15 protein-coding genes are annotated in these 17,741 nt (G+C 72.0%); 2 read left to right on the top strand and 13 right to left on the bottom strand.

The annotated features are described in order from the left end of the window. Nucleotides 1-12: 12 nt before the first annotated feature. The 13 genes from F7Q99_RS34875 to F7Q99_RS34815 all read right to left on the bottom strand — a co-directional run bounded on the left by F7Q99_RS34875 (nt 13) and on the right by F7Q99_RS34815 (nt 16,441). Nucleotides 13-528 carry a hypothetical protein gene (locus tag F7Q99_RS34875; RefSeq protein ID WP_153469741.1) on the bottom strand — a complete coding sequence of 172 codons (516 nt, stop codon included), beginning with the start codon at nt 526-528 and terminating at the stop codon, nt 13-15. Nucleotides 529-725: 197 nt separating this feature from the next. Beyond that, complete coding sequence (locus F7Q99_RS43490) at nt 726-1,811, bottom strand: bifunctional lytic transglycosylase/C40 family peptidase (RefSeq protein WP_326847488.1); 1,086 nt, start codon at nt 1,809-1,811, stop codon at nt 726-728. 13 nt (nt 1,812-1,824) lie between these two features. Next, complete coding sequence (locus tag F7Q99_RS34865; protein ID WP_153469738.1) at nt 1,825-2,229, bottom strand: hypothetical protein; 405 nt, start codon at nt 2,227-2,229, stop codon at nt 1,825-1,827. Nucleotides 2,230-2,603: 374 nt separating this feature from the next. Then, nucleotides 2,604-5,195, bottom strand: coding sequence for a hypothetical protein (locus F7Q99_RS34860; protein WP_153469736.1), 2,592 nt, complete (start codon nt 5,193-5,195; stop codon nt 2,604-2,606). Beyond that, nucleotides 5,192-7,795: an ATP-binding protein gene (locus F7Q99_RS34855; protein ID WP_153469733.1), complete on the bottom strand. Its 2,604-nt coding sequence runs from the start codon at nt 7,793-7,795 to the stop codon at nt 5,192-5,194. Before F7Q99_RS34855 ends, F7Q99_RS34860 begins: the two co-directional genes overlap by 4 nt. Nucleotides 7,796-7,882: 87 nt before the next feature. Beyond that, nucleotides 7,883-8,176 carry a hypothetical protein gene (locus tag F7Q99_RS34850; RefSeq protein WP_153469730.1) on the bottom strand — a complete coding sequence of 98 codons (294 nt, stop codon included), beginning with the start codon at nt 8,174-8,176 and terminating at the stop codon, nt 7,883-7,885. 31 nt (nt 8,177-8,207) lie between these two features. Next, a complete protein-coding gene (locus F7Q99_RS34845; protein ID WP_326847487.1) occupies nt 8,208-8,798 on the bottom strand; it encodes a hypothetical protein in 591 nt (196 codons plus the stop codon). Continuing rightward, the gene (locus F7Q99_RS34840) at nt 8,795-9,130 is read right to left on the bottom strand and encodes a hypothetical protein (protein ID WP_153469727.1); all 336 of its coding nucleotides are present in this window, start codon (nt 9,128-9,130) and stop codon (nt 8,795-8,797) included. Before F7Q99_RS34840 ends, F7Q99_RS34845 begins: the two co-directional genes overlap by 4 nt. Before the next feature lie 24 nt (nt 9,131-9,154). Beyond that, nucleotides 9,155-10,273: a conjugal transfer protein gene (locus F7Q99_RS34835; RefSeq protein ID WP_195911385.1), complete on the bottom strand. Its 1,119-nt coding sequence runs from the start codon at nt 10,271-10,273 to the stop codon at nt 9,155-9,157. After that, nucleotides 10,270-10,551 carry a hypothetical protein gene (locus F7Q99_RS34830; RefSeq protein WP_195911384.1) on the bottom strand — a complete coding sequence of 94 codons (282 nt, stop codon included), beginning with the start codon at nt 10,549-10,551 and terminating at the stop codon, nt 10,270-10,272. Before F7Q99_RS34830 ends, F7Q99_RS34835 begins: the two co-directional genes overlap by 4 nt. A gap of 110 nt (nt 10,552-10,661) precedes the next feature. Next, nucleotides 10,662-11,591, bottom strand: coding sequence for a hypothetical protein (locus tag F7Q99_RS34825; RefSeq protein ID WP_153469721.1), 930 nt, complete (start codon nt 11,589-11,591; stop codon nt 10,662-10,664). A gap of 1,157 nt (nt 11,592-12,748) precedes the next feature. Continuing rightward, nucleotides 12,749-14,437 (bottom strand): hypothetical protein, encoded by a 1,689-nt coding sequence (locus F7Q99_RS34820; RefSeq protein ID WP_153469718.1) that lies wholly within the window; start codon nt 14,435-14,437, stop codon nt 12,749-12,751. Nucleotides 14,438-15,658: 1,221 nt separating this feature from the next. After that, nucleotides 15,659-16,441 carry a GntR family transcriptional regulator gene (locus F7Q99_RS34815; RefSeq protein ID WP_195911383.1) on the bottom strand — a complete coding sequence of 261 codons (783 nt, stop codon included), beginning with the start codon at nt 16,439-16,441 and terminating at the stop codon, nt 15,659-15,661. Between the two features lie 110 nt (nt 16,442-16,551). On the opposite strand from F7Q99_RS34815, the gene F7Q99_RS34810 reads away from it, so the two are divergent. Both F7Q99_RS34810 and F7Q99_RS34805 read left to right on the top strand, forming a co-directional pair. Next, entirely contained in the window at nt 16,552-16,836 is a 285-nt protein-coding gene (locus tag F7Q99_RS34810; RefSeq protein WP_153469712.1) for a hypothetical protein, read from the top strand. Between the two features lie 157 nt (nt 16,837-16,993). Continuing rightward, complete coding sequence (locus F7Q99_RS34805; protein WP_153469710.1) at nt 16,994-17,653, top strand: WhiB family transcriptional regulator; 660 nt, start codon at nt 16,994-16,996, stop codon at nt 17,651-17,653. Nucleotides 17,654-17,741: the final 88 nt, after the last annotated feature.

Raw genomic sequence — 17,741 nt, 5'->3', positions numbered from 1 at the left:
TCGTGCGGGCGGTCAGGCGGCGGCGGTCGAGGCGCTGGTGCCGTCGTTGTGGACGCCGAGTCGGATCTTCGGACGCTCGGGCTTGCTCTCCCGGCCGGTGACCGCGCGCAGCTCGCACTGGGCGTAGCCCTGGTGGCGCAGCACGGTCGTGGCGCGGGCGGGCCCTTCGACGCGGAGGGTCAGCGGACCGCCGACGGACATCAGCCGCACGCGCATCGCGGTGCCGCGGGCCGGCAACGCCCAGCGGGACGTGCTGCGCTGGGCCCGCGCGATCTGCTTCGCGAAACGCAGGACGTCCTCGAGCGCCGGGTCGAAGCCGTTGGTGGGGAGCACCTCGAAGGCGGTGCGGTTGCTCAGCGTGGACCGGCTCATCAGCCGCTGCACCGAACTGACGGCGACGGCGACGAGGAGGGCGCAGGCGGCGACCCACCACAGGTTGCCCATGGCCCAGTCCTGGGCCTGCTGGGCGAGTTCGGGGAGGTTGCCGACGCCGGAGACGATCTCGTCGATCACGTCGTTGGTCGTCATCGGCGGTTGGCCTTGCTACTGACCGGGGCGGTCTTCGGGTACTCGGGCATGGGATGGCTCCAGGTGGCATCAGTCGGAGTTCGGCGGATGCACATAGAGGTGCCGAAGTGCCCAGGGGTGTGACAGTCCGGGCCGAGAACTTCCAGGCCGTTCCTCTGGTGCCGGGCCGCGCTGGGCGGCGGCCCGGCACCGGGGCGTCATCCGATGTGGCGCATCTCGACGATGGTGTTCATGGGGCCGGCGGATCCGGTCCACTGCGACAGGGGCGTGATCCGGACGGGCTTTCCCGTGCGCGGTGCCTCGATGACCTCGTTGTTGCCGATGTACATGCCGACGTGGCCGGGGGCGGAGGCACTGCCGTCCGATCCGGGCGTGAACAGCAGGTCGCCCGGCGCCAGCCGGGACACGTCGCTGACGTGCGTACCGGACTTGACCTGGTCGAAGGTGACCCGGGGGAGGTTCACGCCGGCCGATGCCCACGCGTACTGCATGAGGCTGGAGCAGTCGCAGCCGTTGTTCCGGGCGTGGTCGAAGGGGGGTTTGCAGTCCCCGCCGTACTGGTACATCGTGTCGAGCGCGGTCCTGGCGGTGGCGATCGCCTGCGCGGCGCCGCCCGATCCCTGGGGCAGGGGAACGTTCCCGCCGCTGTCGAGGGCGGCCCACTTCCCGGCCAGGTCCCGGATCGCCTTGACGTAGTTGCGGGTCTCGGTGATGGGCGGGATGCCGCCGGCCTTCTGCACGGCGTAGGGGCCGGCGTTGTAGGCGGCGAGCATGTTGTCGGTCTTGTCTCCGGCGACGTCCTTCACCTGGTCGGCGAGGTAGCAGTCGTAGGCGATCGCCGCAGGGATGGCGTCCTGGGGGTTCCAGACGTCCTTGACGCCGTCGCCGTTGCCGTCGACGCCGTGCTCTGCCCAGGTGGTGGGGATGAACTGCGCGATTCCGTCGGCGATCGGCTTCTTGACCTTCTCGCCCGTCTTGGGGTCCTTCACCCACTCGAAGGACTGGGCGGTCGGGTCGAAGCTGCTCTCGCTGTAGATCTGCGCGGCGATCAAGGAGGCGGTCACCTCGGCGCACCCGTACTTCCCGATGTTGTTGAGGATGAGCGTCCTGTACTCGGCGGGCACGGGTGCGTTGTCCGCGATGCCGCCTCCGAAGCCGGCGTTCTCCATCCCGCTGCCGGTGTTGTCGCTGCCCACGGCTATTGCGACCGCGATGACCGCGGCGATGACGATGGTGATCAGGAGGGCGCCCAGGCTGGTCAGGGCGAACATGACCTTCTTCATCTGCGGCCCCTGCTCACGCGTCGGGCAGCGCGGTGACCAGCCAGGTTCCGGCCTGGCTGCGCTGGAGCTTGAGGGCGACCTGCTCGTCCGTGCCGGTCGGCTTGCCGGCCGCAGGGGTGACGGTCAGCCGGTACCACACCCGAACCCAGGCCGTGTCGGCCGTCGGAGCGGGGGCGCCGTCGGGAACGGCGACGCGGGAGATCTCCGCTGCGACGAGCGCCTGGGCGTGGGTCCACTGCTGCCACTGGCGTGCGCTGCCAGGGGAGGTGGTCGTCAGCTGCTCGGCCAAGTCCTTGCTGACGTAGGCGCCGGCTCGGCGGGCGGCGTCGTCGTAGGAGCCGTCCTTCCCCGGCCGGGCGTCGTGCCCGGTCCAGGCGAGGAGGAACCGGCGGGCGGCGGTGGCGACGTCCTCCGGCACCGGAGCGACGCTCGGGGCATCGTCGCCGGCCGGCGACGTGGAGGGGCTGGTGCTGGAGGAAGGCGTCACCGCCGGGTGGCTTGGGGCGCTGTCCGAAGGCTCGGTGCTGCTCTCCGCCCGGGGCGTGGCCGCAGTCGGTGCCGAGGCCGGCCTCGGAGCGGACGACGGTCCGTGGGTCAGCAGCGCGATGCCGACGCAGGCGAGAAGGGCTGACGCCGCGAGAAGTGCCACAGTGCCCGCGGTGCGGGGGCGTCGCTGGCGATCGGTGTGCGGCATGGGGGTACCCCGTCCGGTGGTTCGAAGTGGTCGCGCGACGACGGCGCGAGAAGGGAGCGGGGCTGGTGGGGCCCGCGGGGCGGGCCCCACCAGCGGGATCAGGACTTCGGGCTCGGCGGTCCGGTCGGCCGGGTGGCGCGGCGGATGCGGCGTGGTGTCCCTGAGCTGGAGCTCGGAGCGGCCGGCGTGCTGCCTGTGCCCGGGCCGGCCGCCTTGGGTGCCGGGGCCTTCGGCGGGTTGGGCAGGGCCGGAACCGATGCCGGTCCGCCTGCGGACTGGCCCTTCGGCGGTGCCGCCGGCGTGCTCTTCGAGGCCGCCTTGGGCGCGGCCTTCGGCGCGGATGTGCCAGGGCGCGGGGCCGTTCCGGGAACGCGGGGAGCGGTGGCCGCGACCCGGGTCCCCATCGGCGTGGACGGCTTGGGCGGGGCCGTGGGCTGCGCCATCCCGAGCTGGATGTTCGCGCCGTGGCGTCCCACGAACCGGCTTGCCGTCGCGACGTTGCGCACGTACTCGTCCTTGAACGCCTTGGCCTCGCCGAACTTCTTGTCCACCTGGGCGGCCGTCCGGTCCTTGACCGCGGTGAGCTGGCCCTTGACCTGGTCGGTGCGGGCCTTCGCGGTCGCTGTGCCCCGCTTGGCCGCGGCGACTCCCCGAGGGATGCCGACCGGTGCGCCGACGGTGGCCAGGGCGGTGAACTTGGTGGCCTTCCACCCGTACTTGCCGGCTGCGGCCGCCACCTTTCCGGTGGCCATGGTGGCCCGGCCGCCCCTGGTCTGGGACAGCTTGTTCGCGGCGGCCGTGGCCAGGCGCTTCTTCAAGGTCTGCTTCGCCACGTTCTGCGCTGCGATCTTCGCCGCCGTCGCGGTGCCGCCGGTTCCGACCGCGGTCGCGACGTTGGTGGCCAGCCTCGCGGCCGCGCGCACCCGCCCGCCCTTCTTCCCGGCCTGCGGCGGACCGGTCCAGAGCTGTTTGGCGGTGCGGCCGACCTTGCTGAGCGGCTGGGTGACCTTCCGCGCTTCGCCGCGGGCCTCACCCCAGACTTGCTTCAGGCCGGGGGCGGTCTCGGCGTACCGACCGGGGGTGTTGAAGACGCTCTGCCGCGAGCCGCCGACGCGCGCGTTGGCCAGGCGCCTGTTGAGGTTGACGCTGATCTGCCGGGCGGTCTCCTTGATCTTCTTGTGGCCGGCCAGCCCGGCGATCGCGGTGATGTCGATGGCGATGAACTTGACCGCCAGGACGCTGCCGGTGTCGGCGCGGACGAGCGCGATGATGATCAGGATGAAGATCGCCAAGAAGAGGATCGACAGGACCACGGCCAGTACGGCCTTGGTGATCGCCGACACCCAGCGCCACAGGACGGCGCGCCCGCCGCCGGGCAGGATGCCGGCGCACAGCGCCCAGTGGCCGCGGATGCCCTCGAAGGCGATCCAGCCCTGCGCGGTCAGGAAGCCGCCGGTGACCAGGACCACCAGGACCGAGACGATGATCGCGGCCAGGGCGACGAACGCGGCGCTGAAGGTGAGGTCGGCGGACGCCTTCTTCGCCTGGATCTTGGTGTTCTGGCCCTGGCACGCCTTGGTGAACTGGTCGCCGGCGTTGAGGAGCTGGTCGCTGTAGGACGCGCCGCCGGGGTTCGCCCGGGTGGCCTCCCAGAAGTTCAGGCCCTTCTGCTGCCAGTTGTATTCAACGAGCTTGGCCTTGGCGAACGCCTCGGCGCACTTCCCGTCGAAGACCTGCCCATAGAGCATCAGCTGGGTCGGCTTGACGATGAAGGCATCGACTAGGGCGTCGGTGATCGGCTTGCTGACGGTGGCGGTCTGGGCCTGAGTACGGCTGGGGTCCTCGGACAGCACCAAGCTGGAGATCTGCAGGGACAGGTCCTTCGACTTGCCCAGCAGACCCTCCTGGGACAGCAGCATCGTCGACCCGCCGGGGCTGGGCTGGTCCTGGGTCCCGAGCAGCACCTGGGCCGGCGAGAGCAGCACCGTGGTGGCGATCGCGGCGACGACCAGGGAGACGCCGGCCTCGGCGAAGCCCCGCGACTTCTGCTTGAACATGATGTGCCAGCCCGCGTAGACGCCCGCGAACGTGAGGAACAGACCCGGCAGGCCCAGCCGGTTGATGACCTGGTCGCGGATCGTCGTGGCGATGTGGTCGACCGGGCCGACGAGGATCTTGGCCAGGCCGAAATCCAGCGCCCACTTGATCAGCCAGCAGGCGAAGCCGATGAACCACTTCGCGACGCCGAAGAACAGCTGGGCCAAAATGTTCCAGATCTTCAGGTCGATGTCGGTCCAGCCCCCGGTGTCCGCGCTGACGGTGTAGGCGGAGATCGGGACGCCGTACTGGTCCTTGACGTTGAAGGGCTGAAGGAGGCCGTCGGAGCCGTCCGCCGGCGACGTGCTCAGGTCGTCGACTGGCTTGCCGTCCGGCGGCGCCGGAGACAGACCCGGCCGCGGCTCGGTGATCGGGTTCGTCGGCGTCGGGTTGGGCGCTGGCGTCGGCTTGGGGGACGGGGTGGAGCCCGGAGCGGAGGGGGCCGGGCCCGGCGACGGCGTCGGGACCGGGTCGGCCCATGCCAGGGCGGCGAACAGCGCGAGGAAGACGGCGATCGGAATCGCGAGGAGCCAGACCCGGCGGCGGCCGGTCTGCGGGCGCGGGCGGCGCACCGTTGCGCGGCGGGCGCTCATGCAAAGCTCTTCTCAAGCACCGGGACCGCGTCCAGCTCGTCGACGTCGGCGTCCTTGCCGCCAGGGGTGGTGTGGATCGCGTCGGCCGCGCGCTCATCCGCCGGGATCAGGACCTTCATGCCGCCGATCCGCTTGCGCAGGTCGCGGTACAGGCACTCGCCGGCCCGCAGCAGCCGCTCGGTGTCGGAGACGTTGATCGGGCTCAGGTTCTCCGTGATGACCTTGAGCATCTGCGGGTCGGCCGGGTCGAGGTCCAGGAACTCCAGGCACCGGCTCGCCAGGGTCTTGCCGCGGTGGCGGAAGACGAAGATGTGGGACAGCAGTGACCGGATCTTGTCGCCGATCTCGTTCCGCGGGCCGATGTCGTAGGGGTCGTGGCTGCCGGCGAAGACGCCCGCGAAGTGCTTGCGGCCGTCCGCGATGATCTCCAGGAGCAGGTTGGAGCCTTCCGCGCTCGAGGTCAGCCACCAGCACTCGTCCAGGAACACGCCTGTGAACTCGGCCGGGTTGGAGAAGGCAATCTCGCGGCACAGGGCCGTGATGAGGTACATCAGGCGCCAGCCGAAGAGCTTTTCGATCTCCAGGCTGCCGAGCCGGTGCTCGGCCAGCTCCTCCTTCGTCGGCAGGCCGATTCGGTCGACCGCGAACACGATGCTGTCGGCGTTGGTGATCTGGACCACCGGCAGCGTCGGGTCGAAGATGACCTTGCCCAGGTCCTTCTTGGCCAGGGCGCGGAGGGTGCGCACCAGCTCCGAGGCGGAGGCGCGCACCGCGGCGTCGTTGGGCTCGTCCGGGTCCGGGGTCTTGGCGCGCCGGGCCAGCGTCTCGACCAGGGCGCTCATGCTCGGGTTCGGCGCAAGGCGGGTCGCCTCGATGGCCTCGGCCAGCGTGACGCCCTCGACGCTCATGGAGCCGATGCCCAGAAGAGGGGTCAGGAAGGACTCGCAGTACCGCGCGGCCCGCGGCCCGCGGAAGACCCGCAGGGGGTCCAGGGATATGCCGGCCATCTCGTCGACCCGGATGATCTGCGTGGTGCCCGGGCACGCGGCGGCGAACCGGCTCCATTCCTGCTGCGGGGTCCGGTCGATGACCAGCGCCCGGCCCCGGCTGCCGGCGGTGCCCTCGCGGTGGCCGGTGGCCAGGATCGAGTGCATGGCCGTCTTCATGGCGACGCTCTTGCCGGAGCCGAGCTCGCCGACGAACGCCGCGGAGGCGCTCGCGTTCACCTTCGGGCCGTGGCTGAAGTCGACCAAGACCGGCCGCACACCGCCGCCGTTGAGCTGCAGGCCGTACAGGCTGCCGGTGTCATCGCCGAGCGCGGCGCCGCAGAAGGGCAGGGCCATCGCGAAATCTCTGGCGAGGAGGTACTGGGTGTAGTCCATGACGGGCTTGGGCGTGGGGACGCCGGGGAGCATCGCGTGGAAGAGCGCCGCTTGGTCGCCGACCGGCCTGACCAAGGTGTAGTCGTTGCCCCCGAAGTGGGCGGCCAGGCTGCTCGCCTTCTCGTTGGCCTCGTCCGCGTCGGCGCCCCACACGCACGTCATGACGGTCGCCCGGATCTCGACCTCGGTCGAGGAGGAGGTCAGGCGGTCGCGATACTCGTCCAGCTGGAACGAGGCCTTGTCCAGGGAGGCCGGGACGCCCGCGGTTTCGCCCTCGTACTCGCCTCGCTGGTGGGCGAGCTCGCGCTGCTGGCGGCGCGATCGCGGCTCGGCCTTGGAGCCGGCCTCGATGTGCAGACGGACCGCCCAGTCCACGGGGAACCCGAAGTCATCGAGCGCGCTGAGGTATTCGCTGCCGGGGAAGACGAAGCTCTCGGGCATCTCCGACAGGACGCAGAACGCCTGGTAGGAGTCGCCGTGCTCGGTCGACGACTTCAGGTAGCGGCGGCGGAAGGGGTTGACCGGCGCCTTGGATCCGCTGTCGCTGCGGGCCCCCTCGTCCAGAAGCACCTGGGTGTGGGCGGTGACCGTGTGGCCGCGGCCGCGCAGGGAGCGGGCGGCGCCCTCCTCGGGCAGGAGCGGCTCGGTGACGCCGCGACGGGCGCTGTGTCCGTATATCCAGAGGATCTCGGCCTCGGTGGCCGGCCTCATCTTGATCCCGGTCGGCCAGGAGGCGGCCATCCGCCGGGCATCGGCGAATCGTTTCTCCTCCTCGGCGACGCTCACCGGCGGCACCGGCATGCCGAGCGTGGAGAGCAGCTCCCCCTGGGCGGAGGCGAACACGGCCTTCGCCGACTCCTTGAAGTCGGCGGCCGGCAGCGGAACCGCGATGAAGTCCACCCGGCCCGTCAGCTCCCAGTCCTCCAGCTGGTCGAGGACCTTCAGGGACAGGTCGATGTACTCGGGCGACTTGTCGAGGTCCACCCCGGAGGTCATGCGCGTGACCACCGACGCCGCATCCACCTGCGGGCACAGCGACAGCAGCAGGACCTCGCCGCGCAGCGACTTGAAGAGCGCTTCGAGGGCGTCCAGCCGCTCCCTCTTCGTGGCCCGAGAGGCGTGGGTGTAGTTCTCGGAGTCCACCTTCCACACGCCCCACACGGCGGCGTTCTTGGTCCAGAGGAGGTGGCCGCTGATGTGCCGGACGGGGAGGCGCATGAGATTCCTGCTTTCGGTGCGAAGTACGAGGGGGTGCCGCGCCGGTCGGCTCCGGAGGCCGGGCCGGCGCGGCGAGTGGAGAGGAGGTCAGGGAGCCGGGACGGTGCCGGCCGGTGCCTCGTAGGGAGCGGTGATCCGGTTCAGGGCGGCGCGGACACGCGCGGCGTTGCCCGTGATCCAGGAGGCGAAGACCTCCTCGCTCACCTGGCCGCGGCAGGCCCGGGCCTCCTCTGCGGGGCTGCCGGCCCGCGCGGCGGCCGCTTCGAGGTGCCTCATCGCGGCGACCAGATCAGTGATCAGCGGCGTCTCGATGAGGGCGACCTTGCGTACGTGGTCGCAGGAAGCGGCCGGGACGAGGGAGGCCGGGGAGATGGTGTTCATGCTGGTTGTCCTTCGGAGGTAGAAGTAGGGGTCATCGCTCGTCGAGCGAGGCGAGCAGTGCCTGCAGGCCGGACCTGGCCGGTGGACGGGTCCGGGGCGTCGGTGAGGCTGCGGCCGGAGCGGGCTGTGGGGCGGGGGCCGGGCGCGGAGCCGGCCGGGCCGCCGGCTTCCGGGCCGCGGGAACGGCCGCTGGAACCGGCTTGGCCTGAGCGGCCCGAGGGGGAGTCCGCACGTGAACGGTGCAGGTGGCGCCAGCCAGCCGCGGCCGGCTCCGGTGCTGGGGCGAGCCCGCCAGCCGGCCGTCGGCCGGGGTCGACGCGTAGACCAGGAGGCTGCGCAGCGCCCGGGCGGGATCGCGTCCGTCCAGGCGGGCGTACCGCAGGACCCAGGCCGTGCCCCAGGGCAGGATGACCATCGCCAGGACGTTCATGACGCCGAAGTGGGCCCACAGCTGCCGAGTGATGACCAGGAGCAGGAAGGTGGCGACCATCGTCACGATCTGCGTGATCGTGTACGGGCCGCCGGGGAGCCGCCCGGCGCCCGGGAGCTTCCCGATCACCAGCGGGTGCTTGCGCGCCCGGGTGTAGGAGTGCCCGATCAGCTGCTCCTCGTCGGCGCTCACAGCACGGGCCCGTCACCGGCGGCGGGCGGCTGGATCACCGGCGGGACCACGACGTGGATGGCCTTGGTGCCGGTGTCGTTGATCTCGGAGCCGACCTTGCCCTGGAGGCTGGGCATGTTGGCGATGCCCCACAGGACAAGGGCGCCGAGCAGGAACGCCACGGCGGTGGCCACCCAGGACTTGGTGCGCCAGTAGGCGCCGATGATGGCGACGACGACCAGGACGCCGGCGACCAGCTTGACCAGGGTGCCGACCTGGTTGGTCTTGGTCGTGGCCCAGGTGAGGATGTCGCCGGCCAGCAGGACGGTGTTCGGGTCGGTGGTGGTGTGCATCGTTCTTCTCTCTGGATCACAGGGTTAGGAGCTCGACGGCGACGGCGAGGGGCTGACCCCTGTGCCGTCCGCGCCGCCGGAGTTGGGGGAGGGAGCGACCAGCGCCGGAGTGCCTCCGCGCTGGAGCACCGGGGCGGACCCGAGGGAGGCGACCTCCCAGCGGCCGCCGCGCGAGCGCAGCGTCAGCGCGTAGGTCAGCGGATACGTCGCGCCGGAGGCGTCCTTGGCGTTGACCGTGGCCAGGGCCTGGCGGACGGCGCCGTCGGTGGGGACCGTGGTGCTGCTGGCGTTGCCCGAGTCGTCGGCGACGTCCGTGATCTCGACGCCGGCGTACGGCGCCGGGGCGACGGCCCGCAGGGTGACGCCGGGGGAGGTGTACCGGTCGAGCTCGCCCTTGCCGGCGAGGTACGCGCTGAGGAACCCGGCGATCGTCTGCGTCGCGGGGTCGGCCGGGTTGCTGCCGCGGTCGGTTCCGTAGCCGAGCCCGCTGGGCTTCAGCGCGCCCGGTGCGGCGACCTGGGCCGGCAGGGCCGTCGCCGCGTAGCCCGCCGCCCCGTCCTCGGACTTCTTGCTCCCGCCCGCGGACAGGGGGCCCAGCACCTGGACGGGGACCTGGTAGTACTGCAGGCCGGCGTCGGCCCAGGCGCCCTTGGCGTCCTTCTGCGCGACCCGGGCCGCGACGGTCACCGTCCAGTACCCCGGCTGCACCTCGCGGCTTGCCACCGCCACGGTGCGCGTGGTGCTGCGCGTCCCCGGCTGGTTGGTCAGCGTGATCGACCCGGCGAAGTAGGGGCTGAGCGAGTTCTCGGTGCCCTGCCCGGCCTCGATGTAGGCCGCCACGTACAGCTGCGCGAATCCGCTGGGCCCGGTGTCGGCGACCGACTGGGCGGCCGGTGCCGCGGCGGGCGCACTCTGGGCCGGAGCGGAGGTGCCGAGCAGCGACGCGACGCCCAGCAGCGGGCCGGAGGCGATCAGGACCCAGGCCCCGATGCGGGCGAGCCGTGCAGCGCCGGACAGGCTGGCGGTGCTGGTCTTCCAGCCGGTCTCGTCCTCGCTGTCGACGACGTCCGGCTCCGGCTGCGCCGCGGGGACGTCGTCCCACGTCTCGTCCTCGGCCGCCAGCCGGCGGCGGCGGAGCTTCACGACGCCCTCCGCTCGGCCTGGGCGGTGATGACGGCGCGGATCCGCTCGCGCAGCTCGTCGGGGCTGCGCTGGAGCATCGACTCCCAGGACTGCAGGGCGGGCTCGGAGTCGCGCTCCATGAAGCGGCGCAGGGCCTGGTGCACGCCGCGGTCGAGCGGGGCAAGGACGAGCGCGGTGCCCAGCTCGGTCAGCTGGCGACGGGCGCGGGCGACGCGGGTCTCGTCCTCGTCGAGGAGAGAGTCGGAGGGTCCGTGCGGGCCGGCGAGGGAAGTGGACACAGTGGTACTCCCGGTCTCGGTGGAGGGCTGGGCGGAAAGAGGTCGTGGATGCGGATCGCCACTAGAGGTGCCGATCGGGGCCGCGGTGTGACGCTCGGCGGCCGGGAACTTCAGACGGTGGCGAGGTAGCCGTTCAGATCGGCGTCGCGCAGCGGGCGGACCGCCCGGCTGGCGCGCTGGCGGAGCCTGGCGCCCTCGGCCCCCATGGCGCGGGTGGTGCGGAACGCCTGCTCGGGGTCGAGCGAGGTGCTGAGGTAGTACTCCGTGATCCGCTGGGCGTCGGAGACCTTCAGCGCCTGGATGTCGACCGCCCACATGACCAGGGCCAGGAGCTCGGTACGGGCGTCGCCGTCGGTCAGCTCCGGCTCGTCCTGGCTGACGAGCTCAAGCTCGGCGGCGTGCGCCAGGAGGTCGGCGAGCTCGAACTGGAGGAGGGGGTCCGGCGCCTCGGTGCCGATCAGCGGCACCTGCGGGTCGCCGGCCAGCGGCGCCAGCGACCGGGTGATCTTGCGGAGCTCGCGGCGGTCGTCGAAGTCGTCAGCCAGCGTGCTCTGGGCCAGCATCAGCGTGTCCATCGACAGGTTCGCGAAGATCGCCCGGGGACGGCGGGCCAGCGGGTAGGTGCGCACCACCTCGAACAGCGCGCTCAGGACCGTGCTGAAGATGACCTCCCAGTCGACCCCGGGCCGCAGCTGGGTCTTGGCCATCAAGATCGCCTTGGGCAGGAAGATCCGGACGGCGACCCGCCAGGCCACCTGCCCGTCGAAGTCGTCCGTGGTCGCCCGCCGGAGCAGTGCGGCCAGGGCCTGGTCGTGGCCGGCCCAGTCACCGCGGCGGAAGAGCAGGACCAGGCGCTCGACGACGTCCTGGGGGGTACGGACACCGGCGAGCTGGTCGTCCTCCTCCCCCCAGCGAACGATCCGGTCGGCAGCGCGGGGGTCGCGGCTGAGGACCTCCCAGTCGCGGTTCATGCGCTGCAGGGCGCCGTACCCGGACCCGGAGAGAGCAGTGGCAGAGGCGGTGCGGTTCTTGGTGGCCACGTCCGTGCCCGTCCTTTCGCGTCATCTGGCTGATGTCGCTCACGCTCTTCGCACCCCCCTTGTCCGCGGCCTGATCGCCTTCCGCGGGCGGTGCGGTCCAGGGGAATCGCCGGCGCGGTCCGGCCGGACAAGGGGTGCGCGGACAAGGGGGTGCGGCGCGGTGCGGTGCGCGGACAAGGGGTCCGCACCGCACCGCCGCCCCCCCGACCGCACCGCCGCACCGCACCTCGGTGGTGCGGTGCGGCGGTGCGGTGGGTGCGGTGCGGTGGGTGGTGCGGGAGGTGCGGTCGCCGTTGCGCATCTCCGCGATCCAGGGCGTCGTCCTCGGTGCGGTGCGGTGCGGTGTGCTGGTGCGGACGCTGGACCGAGCCCGGTCTGGCGCAAGACGGCCTGGGCCGGAGGAGCCGTGGTGGACGCGGAGGGTGACCGGGGGGGGGAGAGATCTCCCCCGGGCGAGCAGCTCCCGGCCCGGGCCGGCGCCTTCGCGGCTGCGGGCGCCCGGTGGGGCCGGGCCCGCGTCCAGACGGACGAGAGCTGACCCTGTCCAGGAGAAACGTCGCTGGAGCTGACCTGGACAAGGGGGGCGGTCAGACGCTGGACAAGGGGGTCCGGGCGCCTGCCGGGACCCGGACAAGGGGGGTGCGGCCGACGACGGTCGAGCTGGACAAGGGGTGCCGCCTGGAGCAGGACAAGGGGGTGACCAGCGAGCACTGCTCCCGGACAAGGGGGGCTGGCGGCTACGTTCCGCAGTCGCCGATGCCGAGCCGGGCGGGAGGTTCGGTCCGGCGCACGGGGCTGTCGATGGGCCCGGCTGCCCGCCGCACCACGCGCGGTGCGGTCGGCCCGATGGGGGCGCACCGCACCATCCGAACCGGCCTCGACCGCACCGCACCGCCGCACCACCGCACCGCATCCCCCTGGTGCGGTGGTGCGGCGGTGCGGTGCGGTCGAGCCGCAGACACCTGACCGACCGGCGCACCGCACCACCGGTCCGTGCCTCGGACCACGTGGTGCGGTGGTGCGGTCCTCGGGCGCGTCGGCGGTCCTGCGACGGCCGACGGGTGGTGCGGAGCACCCGCACCACCGGCCGCACCGCCCCGGCGGGGCCGTCCCAGTCCGGGGGTAGCCGGTCCGGATCGGGTCCGGGCGTGCGCGGGTCAGACCGCGGTGGCGATCTCCACGATCCGGTGGCGGACACAGACGCTGCGGGCCGGGAGCGCGGGGCGGTCGCACGCCGCACCGTCCGCACCGCCGACGCACGTCGCGGGTTCGACGGCCGGACAGGAGGAGCGCGCCGCGACCCGCGGCAGCCCGGACACCTCCGAGCGGCAGAGCTGGCAGGAGCTGTCGACCACGGCCTGACCGATCAGGAAGATCCGGGCACCGCACCCGGTGCACGCTCCGCGCGGCGGTCCGGCGGGCTCAGGCCGAGCGGCCGGGACAGGGCGGCGGATGGCGTCGTCCAGGACGCAGTCCGTGCAGGATCCGGCAGGCCCAGGCCGGGTGCCGTGCTCAGGACACAAGCCCTCCGCCAGGCGCTGATCGCGTTGACGCGCCGCGGCCCGGTCGGCGACGACTTCCGCGCACACATCGCAGCGCCGCCCGCTCGACCACATGACGCCGCTCTCGCAGTCCTGGTGTCCGCAGCCCCAACGCGGCAGAGCCACGCCGAGCAGCCAGCGGCCCGGATCGCGGATCTCCGAGGCCATCGTCCGGGCCGCGCGGATGGCGAGGCGGTGGCTGATCCGCTCCGCGGCCATCCCCTCGCGCAGCTGTCGGCCGACCTCCCGGGCGATCTTCCGTGCGACGAACGCGCTGTCGACTCGCTCCAGCAGCCAGTGGACCGGTTCCAGCACCGCGTAGATCGCCGGGCTCAGCGTCAGCTGCGGGCCGTTGTACGTCCGCCGGGACTCCGTCGACCCGCCGGTCCTCGGCTTGGGGATAGCGGGCTGGTTGTGTGCATCCGCGCGCAGCGCGAGAACCGCCGAAGGCCGACTGCGCGGCCCGGGGACCAGCGGGTTTTCCACAGACGCTGCGCCCTCTACTACCTCAATCTCGCCTACGGCGGATGAGTCAAGCGCACCCGCGTCCTCCGGTCGGTCAGTCCTAAGTGATTCCTCATTCGCGAGGGATCCCTCATCAGCCAGCGGACCCGAACCCTCACCAACCGGAGGACTGCCCGCCTCAGCCGGAAGGACGCCCGTGTGCCCCTGCTGGGCCTGGTCCGCGTCGCCGTCGAGGGCCGGGCCCGCCAGGCCGGAGCCCTCTTCTTCCTGCGGAGCAGGGGTAGGCGCGATGTCGTGAGCGGTGAACAGGTGGCGTCCGCGGGCTCCGGCGCGGCGCCGAATCGTCAGCCACCGTGCCGCCTCGAGCTCGTCGACCACCTGGCCGGCCGCCGTCACGGTCAGCTGCTGGCCGGCCTTCTGGCCGGAGTGGTGGAACAGGGAGCCGGCGAGCTCCCCCTCGGTCAGCTGGATACCCACCGCCTGCGCGTACGCGATGATCGCGTACGCGCGCAGCTGGCGGGGCGTGAGGTCCTCCGCGGCCGCCACTGGCACCCACACGAAGGTCTCCGTCCGCGACATGGGCCTGATTCGGCGGAGCGCCGAGGTCCCCTGCCCGCCGCGCAGCGTGCGCCGCTGGGAGAGCAGCTCCACAACCTGGTCCGGAGCAGGCTGCGACAACTGCGCGAGTCCTCTCTCCACGGAGGCCTTCGAGAGGTTCAGGTACGAGGCGATCGTCGACGACCTTGCCTGGCAGCCCTCCTCGCGCATGCCGAGCGCCTTCACCTTCACGTACACCGCCAGCGCGATGTCGGCGTAGAAGGGCGAGGTGACCAGTCGCATCGGCACCTTCACCCGCTGCCGTCGGACGGGCGCGCCGCAGACCGCCGCGGCGGGTCCCGCTGCCGCCGGAGCGGGGTGCTCGCGTGAGGCGAGCGGTGAATCAGAGGAAAGAGCGATGGTGGGCACACTTCTCCTGGCACAGCGGCCCATGGCTCACTGCGCTGGGTTTCGCAGCCCCGCCGGTCGCAGAGGGGGCTGTTGTGTTGTCGATGTGGGCGCGGTCCTCGGCCGGTCAGAGGTGGGTGTCGGCCATAGAGGTGTGCGAGCCCGGTTCGGTGTGACGGGGAAGGCGGAAGAATTCGGCCCCCCTTGTCCACACCCGGACCCGCTGCCTCCTTGGCGCCTCTCGGACCTGGCCGGAACCAGGGGCTGACCTGCAGGACAAGGGGGTGGGGCAGCGCCGTTCTCCCCTCGTCCGCCGTACGGGCCGGCGAGTCAGCCGAGAGCGGGACGAACCGCGGGCCGGAGACGGCGCGGAGGAAGGCCGCCAGCAACCGGACAAGGGGTGCGGGCCGCGGCAAGAAGCCGTTCCAGGACGGGCCCGTGCATCCCGGCGGCGGACATGCGCGAGGAGCCCTGGCGCGCGAATCTGGTCGCGCGGGCCGGGGCAGTGGCCGGGATCAGACCCTGCTGGCGGGGCCTGAGCTGACAAAGGGCATGGCGGTACTGCAAGATGTACTCCGTCCTCTCCGGGCCTGGCCCGGGGTACGACAAAGCCCCGCTTGGGGCGGCTGCTGGTGAGGCAGTGATCATCAGACCGCGAGGTCTGAACCTCGCTCAGGGGAGCGGCAAACTCCTGCTGAGCGGTGAAGGCCGGGTCGAGGAGCGGCAAACTCCGGGACCGGCGGAGAAGGGCGAGGAGCGGCCTGGCAAAAGGCGCCCGCCCGGCGAACTACGACATCCCGCCCCCCTCAACCGGGGCGGTGCGCCCATCGCGCGAGCCGCACAGCAGAACAGCCCGCCGCGGCGACGTCGAAGACGTCGCTCGATCAGCAGGCTGACTGAGTGCTTGCGCGTGGGTGCGGGTACGCTTCACCACGAGACACCGCCTTATCGGTTCTCGGTTCGATAAGCCCCCGTGACTTGCTCAAGGTCGCGGGGGCATCGTGCATTTTCGGGGCCGATGCTAGATCGACTGGATGTCACCCTATCCCCATACCTGTCGTATGTGGACAGCCGATTGATGGTCGCCACACATGGCGCGCACACACCAAAAACCTGTCATGTCTCGGGCATTTCAGGTGGATTCCCGGCTGACCGCGACAGATGCACGCGATCAGTGCGAACCGCCGTCAGCTCGCAGAAGACGGGTTCGCCCTCGTGGAAGCCGGTCCGCTGGATGAAGTGCACGGGGGCGGGGCCGGACTTCAGTACGCGAGCCTCGTCGGCGGTCGCAGCTCTGGTCGACCAGCTACTGCGGACGCCGTCCCGCCCCAGCCCGTGCTCCGCGAGCAGTCGCTCCTCGTCGACGTACTCCGGCTCCAGCAGCCGGCGGGCCACATCGGCCACCGATCGCGGGGTGAAGAACTCGCGAAGCGCCCACGGCGCCCCCGCGTGCTGGTGCACGGTGCTGCGCACCGCCACCGTCATCCCGTCCGGGCCCTGGAGGAGGCGGGCGACCGGGCTCGGTGCCTGGCGGATCTCCGCGCACAGCTCTTCGCCGCGGCCGAGCTCCTCCTCGCCGGCGGGCAGAAGCTGCCCGCCCTGCGTCCAGACGACCTCGAACGCCTTCGGGGCGCCGATCACCCGGTAGCCGCGCTTGGGGAGCGACTCCACCAGCCCTTCCTTGACCAGCGGCTCGATGCCGGCCATGGCCGTGTTGCGGACCACGTCGAACCGCGAGGCGAGCGCCCGGCTGGAGGGCAGGAAGCTGCCTGGGGCGAACTCGCCGGCCACGATCGCGCGGCGCAGTTCGGCAGTGACCTTGTCCTGCTGGCTCGGCTGCGACATGAGGCACATCTTGCCGTACCGGTGCGGGCGGCCCCGGGCCCTGGTCCGCTTCATCGGGCATCCCCCTTGACGTGATCGATCTTCAGGTGCACCATCATCACACATCTGGCTCAACTGGAACGAGCCAGATGAGCCAGATGTGCCTATGAGTGATGGAGCCCTCCATGAACGCCCGAACCCGAATCGCCGCTGGCGCCCTCACCGCGACGCTGGCCCTCGGCGCCACCGGCTGCGCCCTGGACGGAGGCAAGGCCACCCAGCCCCTCCTGGACGCGCCGAAGGGCGCGATCAACAAGCAGCCGATGGACATCGTCGTGATGAGCGACGGCTTCTCCAACGTCGGCGCGAAGTGCGACGGGCCGAACCGCGTGTACGTGATCTTCCACGGCGACGACAAGTACGGCTCCGTCGCCGTCGCCCCGAACGACCCGCGCTGCACCACCCGCTGACCCCGGACCGTGCCCAGCACGGTCCCCGCGGGCCGGGCGGCCACCACCGCCGAACGGCCCGCCCGATCCGCGCGCTCCACGCAAGCGGCCTCCGGGGCTGGACCCCCGGAGGCCGTGCGGAGCGCGTCGCCCCCCGCTTCACAGGAGACGACAATCCATGAACAGCATCATGATGGCAGGCCAGCCGGCCCCTGCCGAGACACGATCGGCCGCCGACGGCACCGATGAGGCGGCCATCGCCCTCTACCTCGCCCAGGCGGACCCGATCGACGTCCTCGCCGCCGGCGGATACCTCGCCGGCCGCGACGGCAACCTCATTGCCCGAGAGCTGCGCCGGCCGCAGCTGCGCAAGGCCCTGGAACACTCCGTCTGCCACACGGTGGCTCCCGACCCCGACCACTTCTACCAGGGCGACGAAGAGCCCGACGCCACCTGGCGCCGCCGCAGGGCCGCCACCATCCGCGACCACTGCTCCGTCTGCCCCGTCCGCGCCGTATGCGCCGAGCTCGCCCTCCGGGACGACGACCCGCACGGCGTCCGCGGCGGCCTGTCCCAGCAGAAGCTCGCCGTCCGCCTCAAGACCGAGCACAAGCGACTGGCGAGCGCCCGCGCCGAAGACACCCGATCCGCCCTCGCCCAGTCCGACCGGATCCAGGCTGGCGCCGATGTCCAGCGCATCGCCCAGCAGTACACCGGCACCTCCATCCCGACCACCAGGCGAGCCGAGAACACGGCCGCGATCCTCGCCGCTGTCCAGCACCGCGACAACCTCCGCCGCACCCACCGGGTCGCGGCCGGCTGGACGGAGGCGGCGTGATCCACCACCAGGACCCCCGCACTGCCGCGACGTCCTACCGCGCCGGCGCCACCACCCAGCAGCCGACCGGCCGGCCGTACCGCGGCGG

Source organism: Streptomyces kaniharaensis (assembly GCF_009569385.1).
GTDB lineage: Bacteria > Actinomycetota > Actinomycetes > Streptomycetales > Streptomycetaceae > Kitasatospora > Kitasatospora kaniharaensis.
This window is presented reverse-complemented; position numbering and strand designations above follow the sequence as displayed.

What these genes read in the sequence shown, in the direction of transcription:
- F7Q99_RS34875 (WP_153469741.1), bottom strand. Translation starts at nt 528, where the DNA reads ATGACGACCAACGACGTGATCGACGAGATCGTCTCCGGCGTCGGCAAC.
- F7Q99_RS43490 (WP_326847488.1), bottom strand. Translation starts at nt 1,811, where the DNA reads ATGAAGAAGGTCATGTTCGCCCTGACCAGCCTGGGCGCCCTCCTGATC.
- F7Q99_RS34860 (WP_153469736.1), bottom strand. Translation starts at nt 5,195, where the DNA reads ATGAGCGCCCGCCGCGCAACGGTGCGCCGCCCGCGCCCGCAGACCGGC.
- F7Q99_RS34855 (WP_153469733.1), bottom strand. Translation starts at nt 7,795, where the DNA reads ATGCGCCTCCCCGTCCGGCACATCAGCGGCCACCTCCTCTGGACCAAG.
- F7Q99_RS34850 (WP_153469730.1), bottom strand. Translation starts at nt 8,176, where the DNA reads ATGAACACCATCTCCCCGGCCTCCCTCGTCCCGGCCGCTTCCTGCGAC.
- F7Q99_RS34840 (WP_153469727.1), bottom strand. Translation starts at nt 9,130, where the DNA reads ATGCACACCACCACCGACCCGAACACCGTCCTGCTGGCCGGCGACATC.
- F7Q99_RS34820 (WP_153469718.1), bottom strand. Translation starts at nt 14,437, where the DNA reads ATGCGACTGGTCACCTCGCCCTTCTACGCCGACATCGCGCTGGCGGTG.
- F7Q99_RS34815 (WP_195911383.1), bottom strand. Translation starts at nt 16,441, where the DNA reads ATGAAGCGGACCAGGGCCCGGGGCCGCCCGCACCGGTACGGCAAGATG.
- F7Q99_RS34810 (WP_153469712.1), top strand. Translation starts at nt 16,552, where the DNA reads ATGAACGCCCGAACCCGAATCGCCGCTGGCGCCCTCACCGCGACGCTG.
- F7Q99_RS34805 (WP_153469710.1), top strand. Translation starts at nt 16,994, where the DNA reads ATGAACAGCATCATGATGGCAGGCCAGCCGGCCCCTGCCGAGACACGA.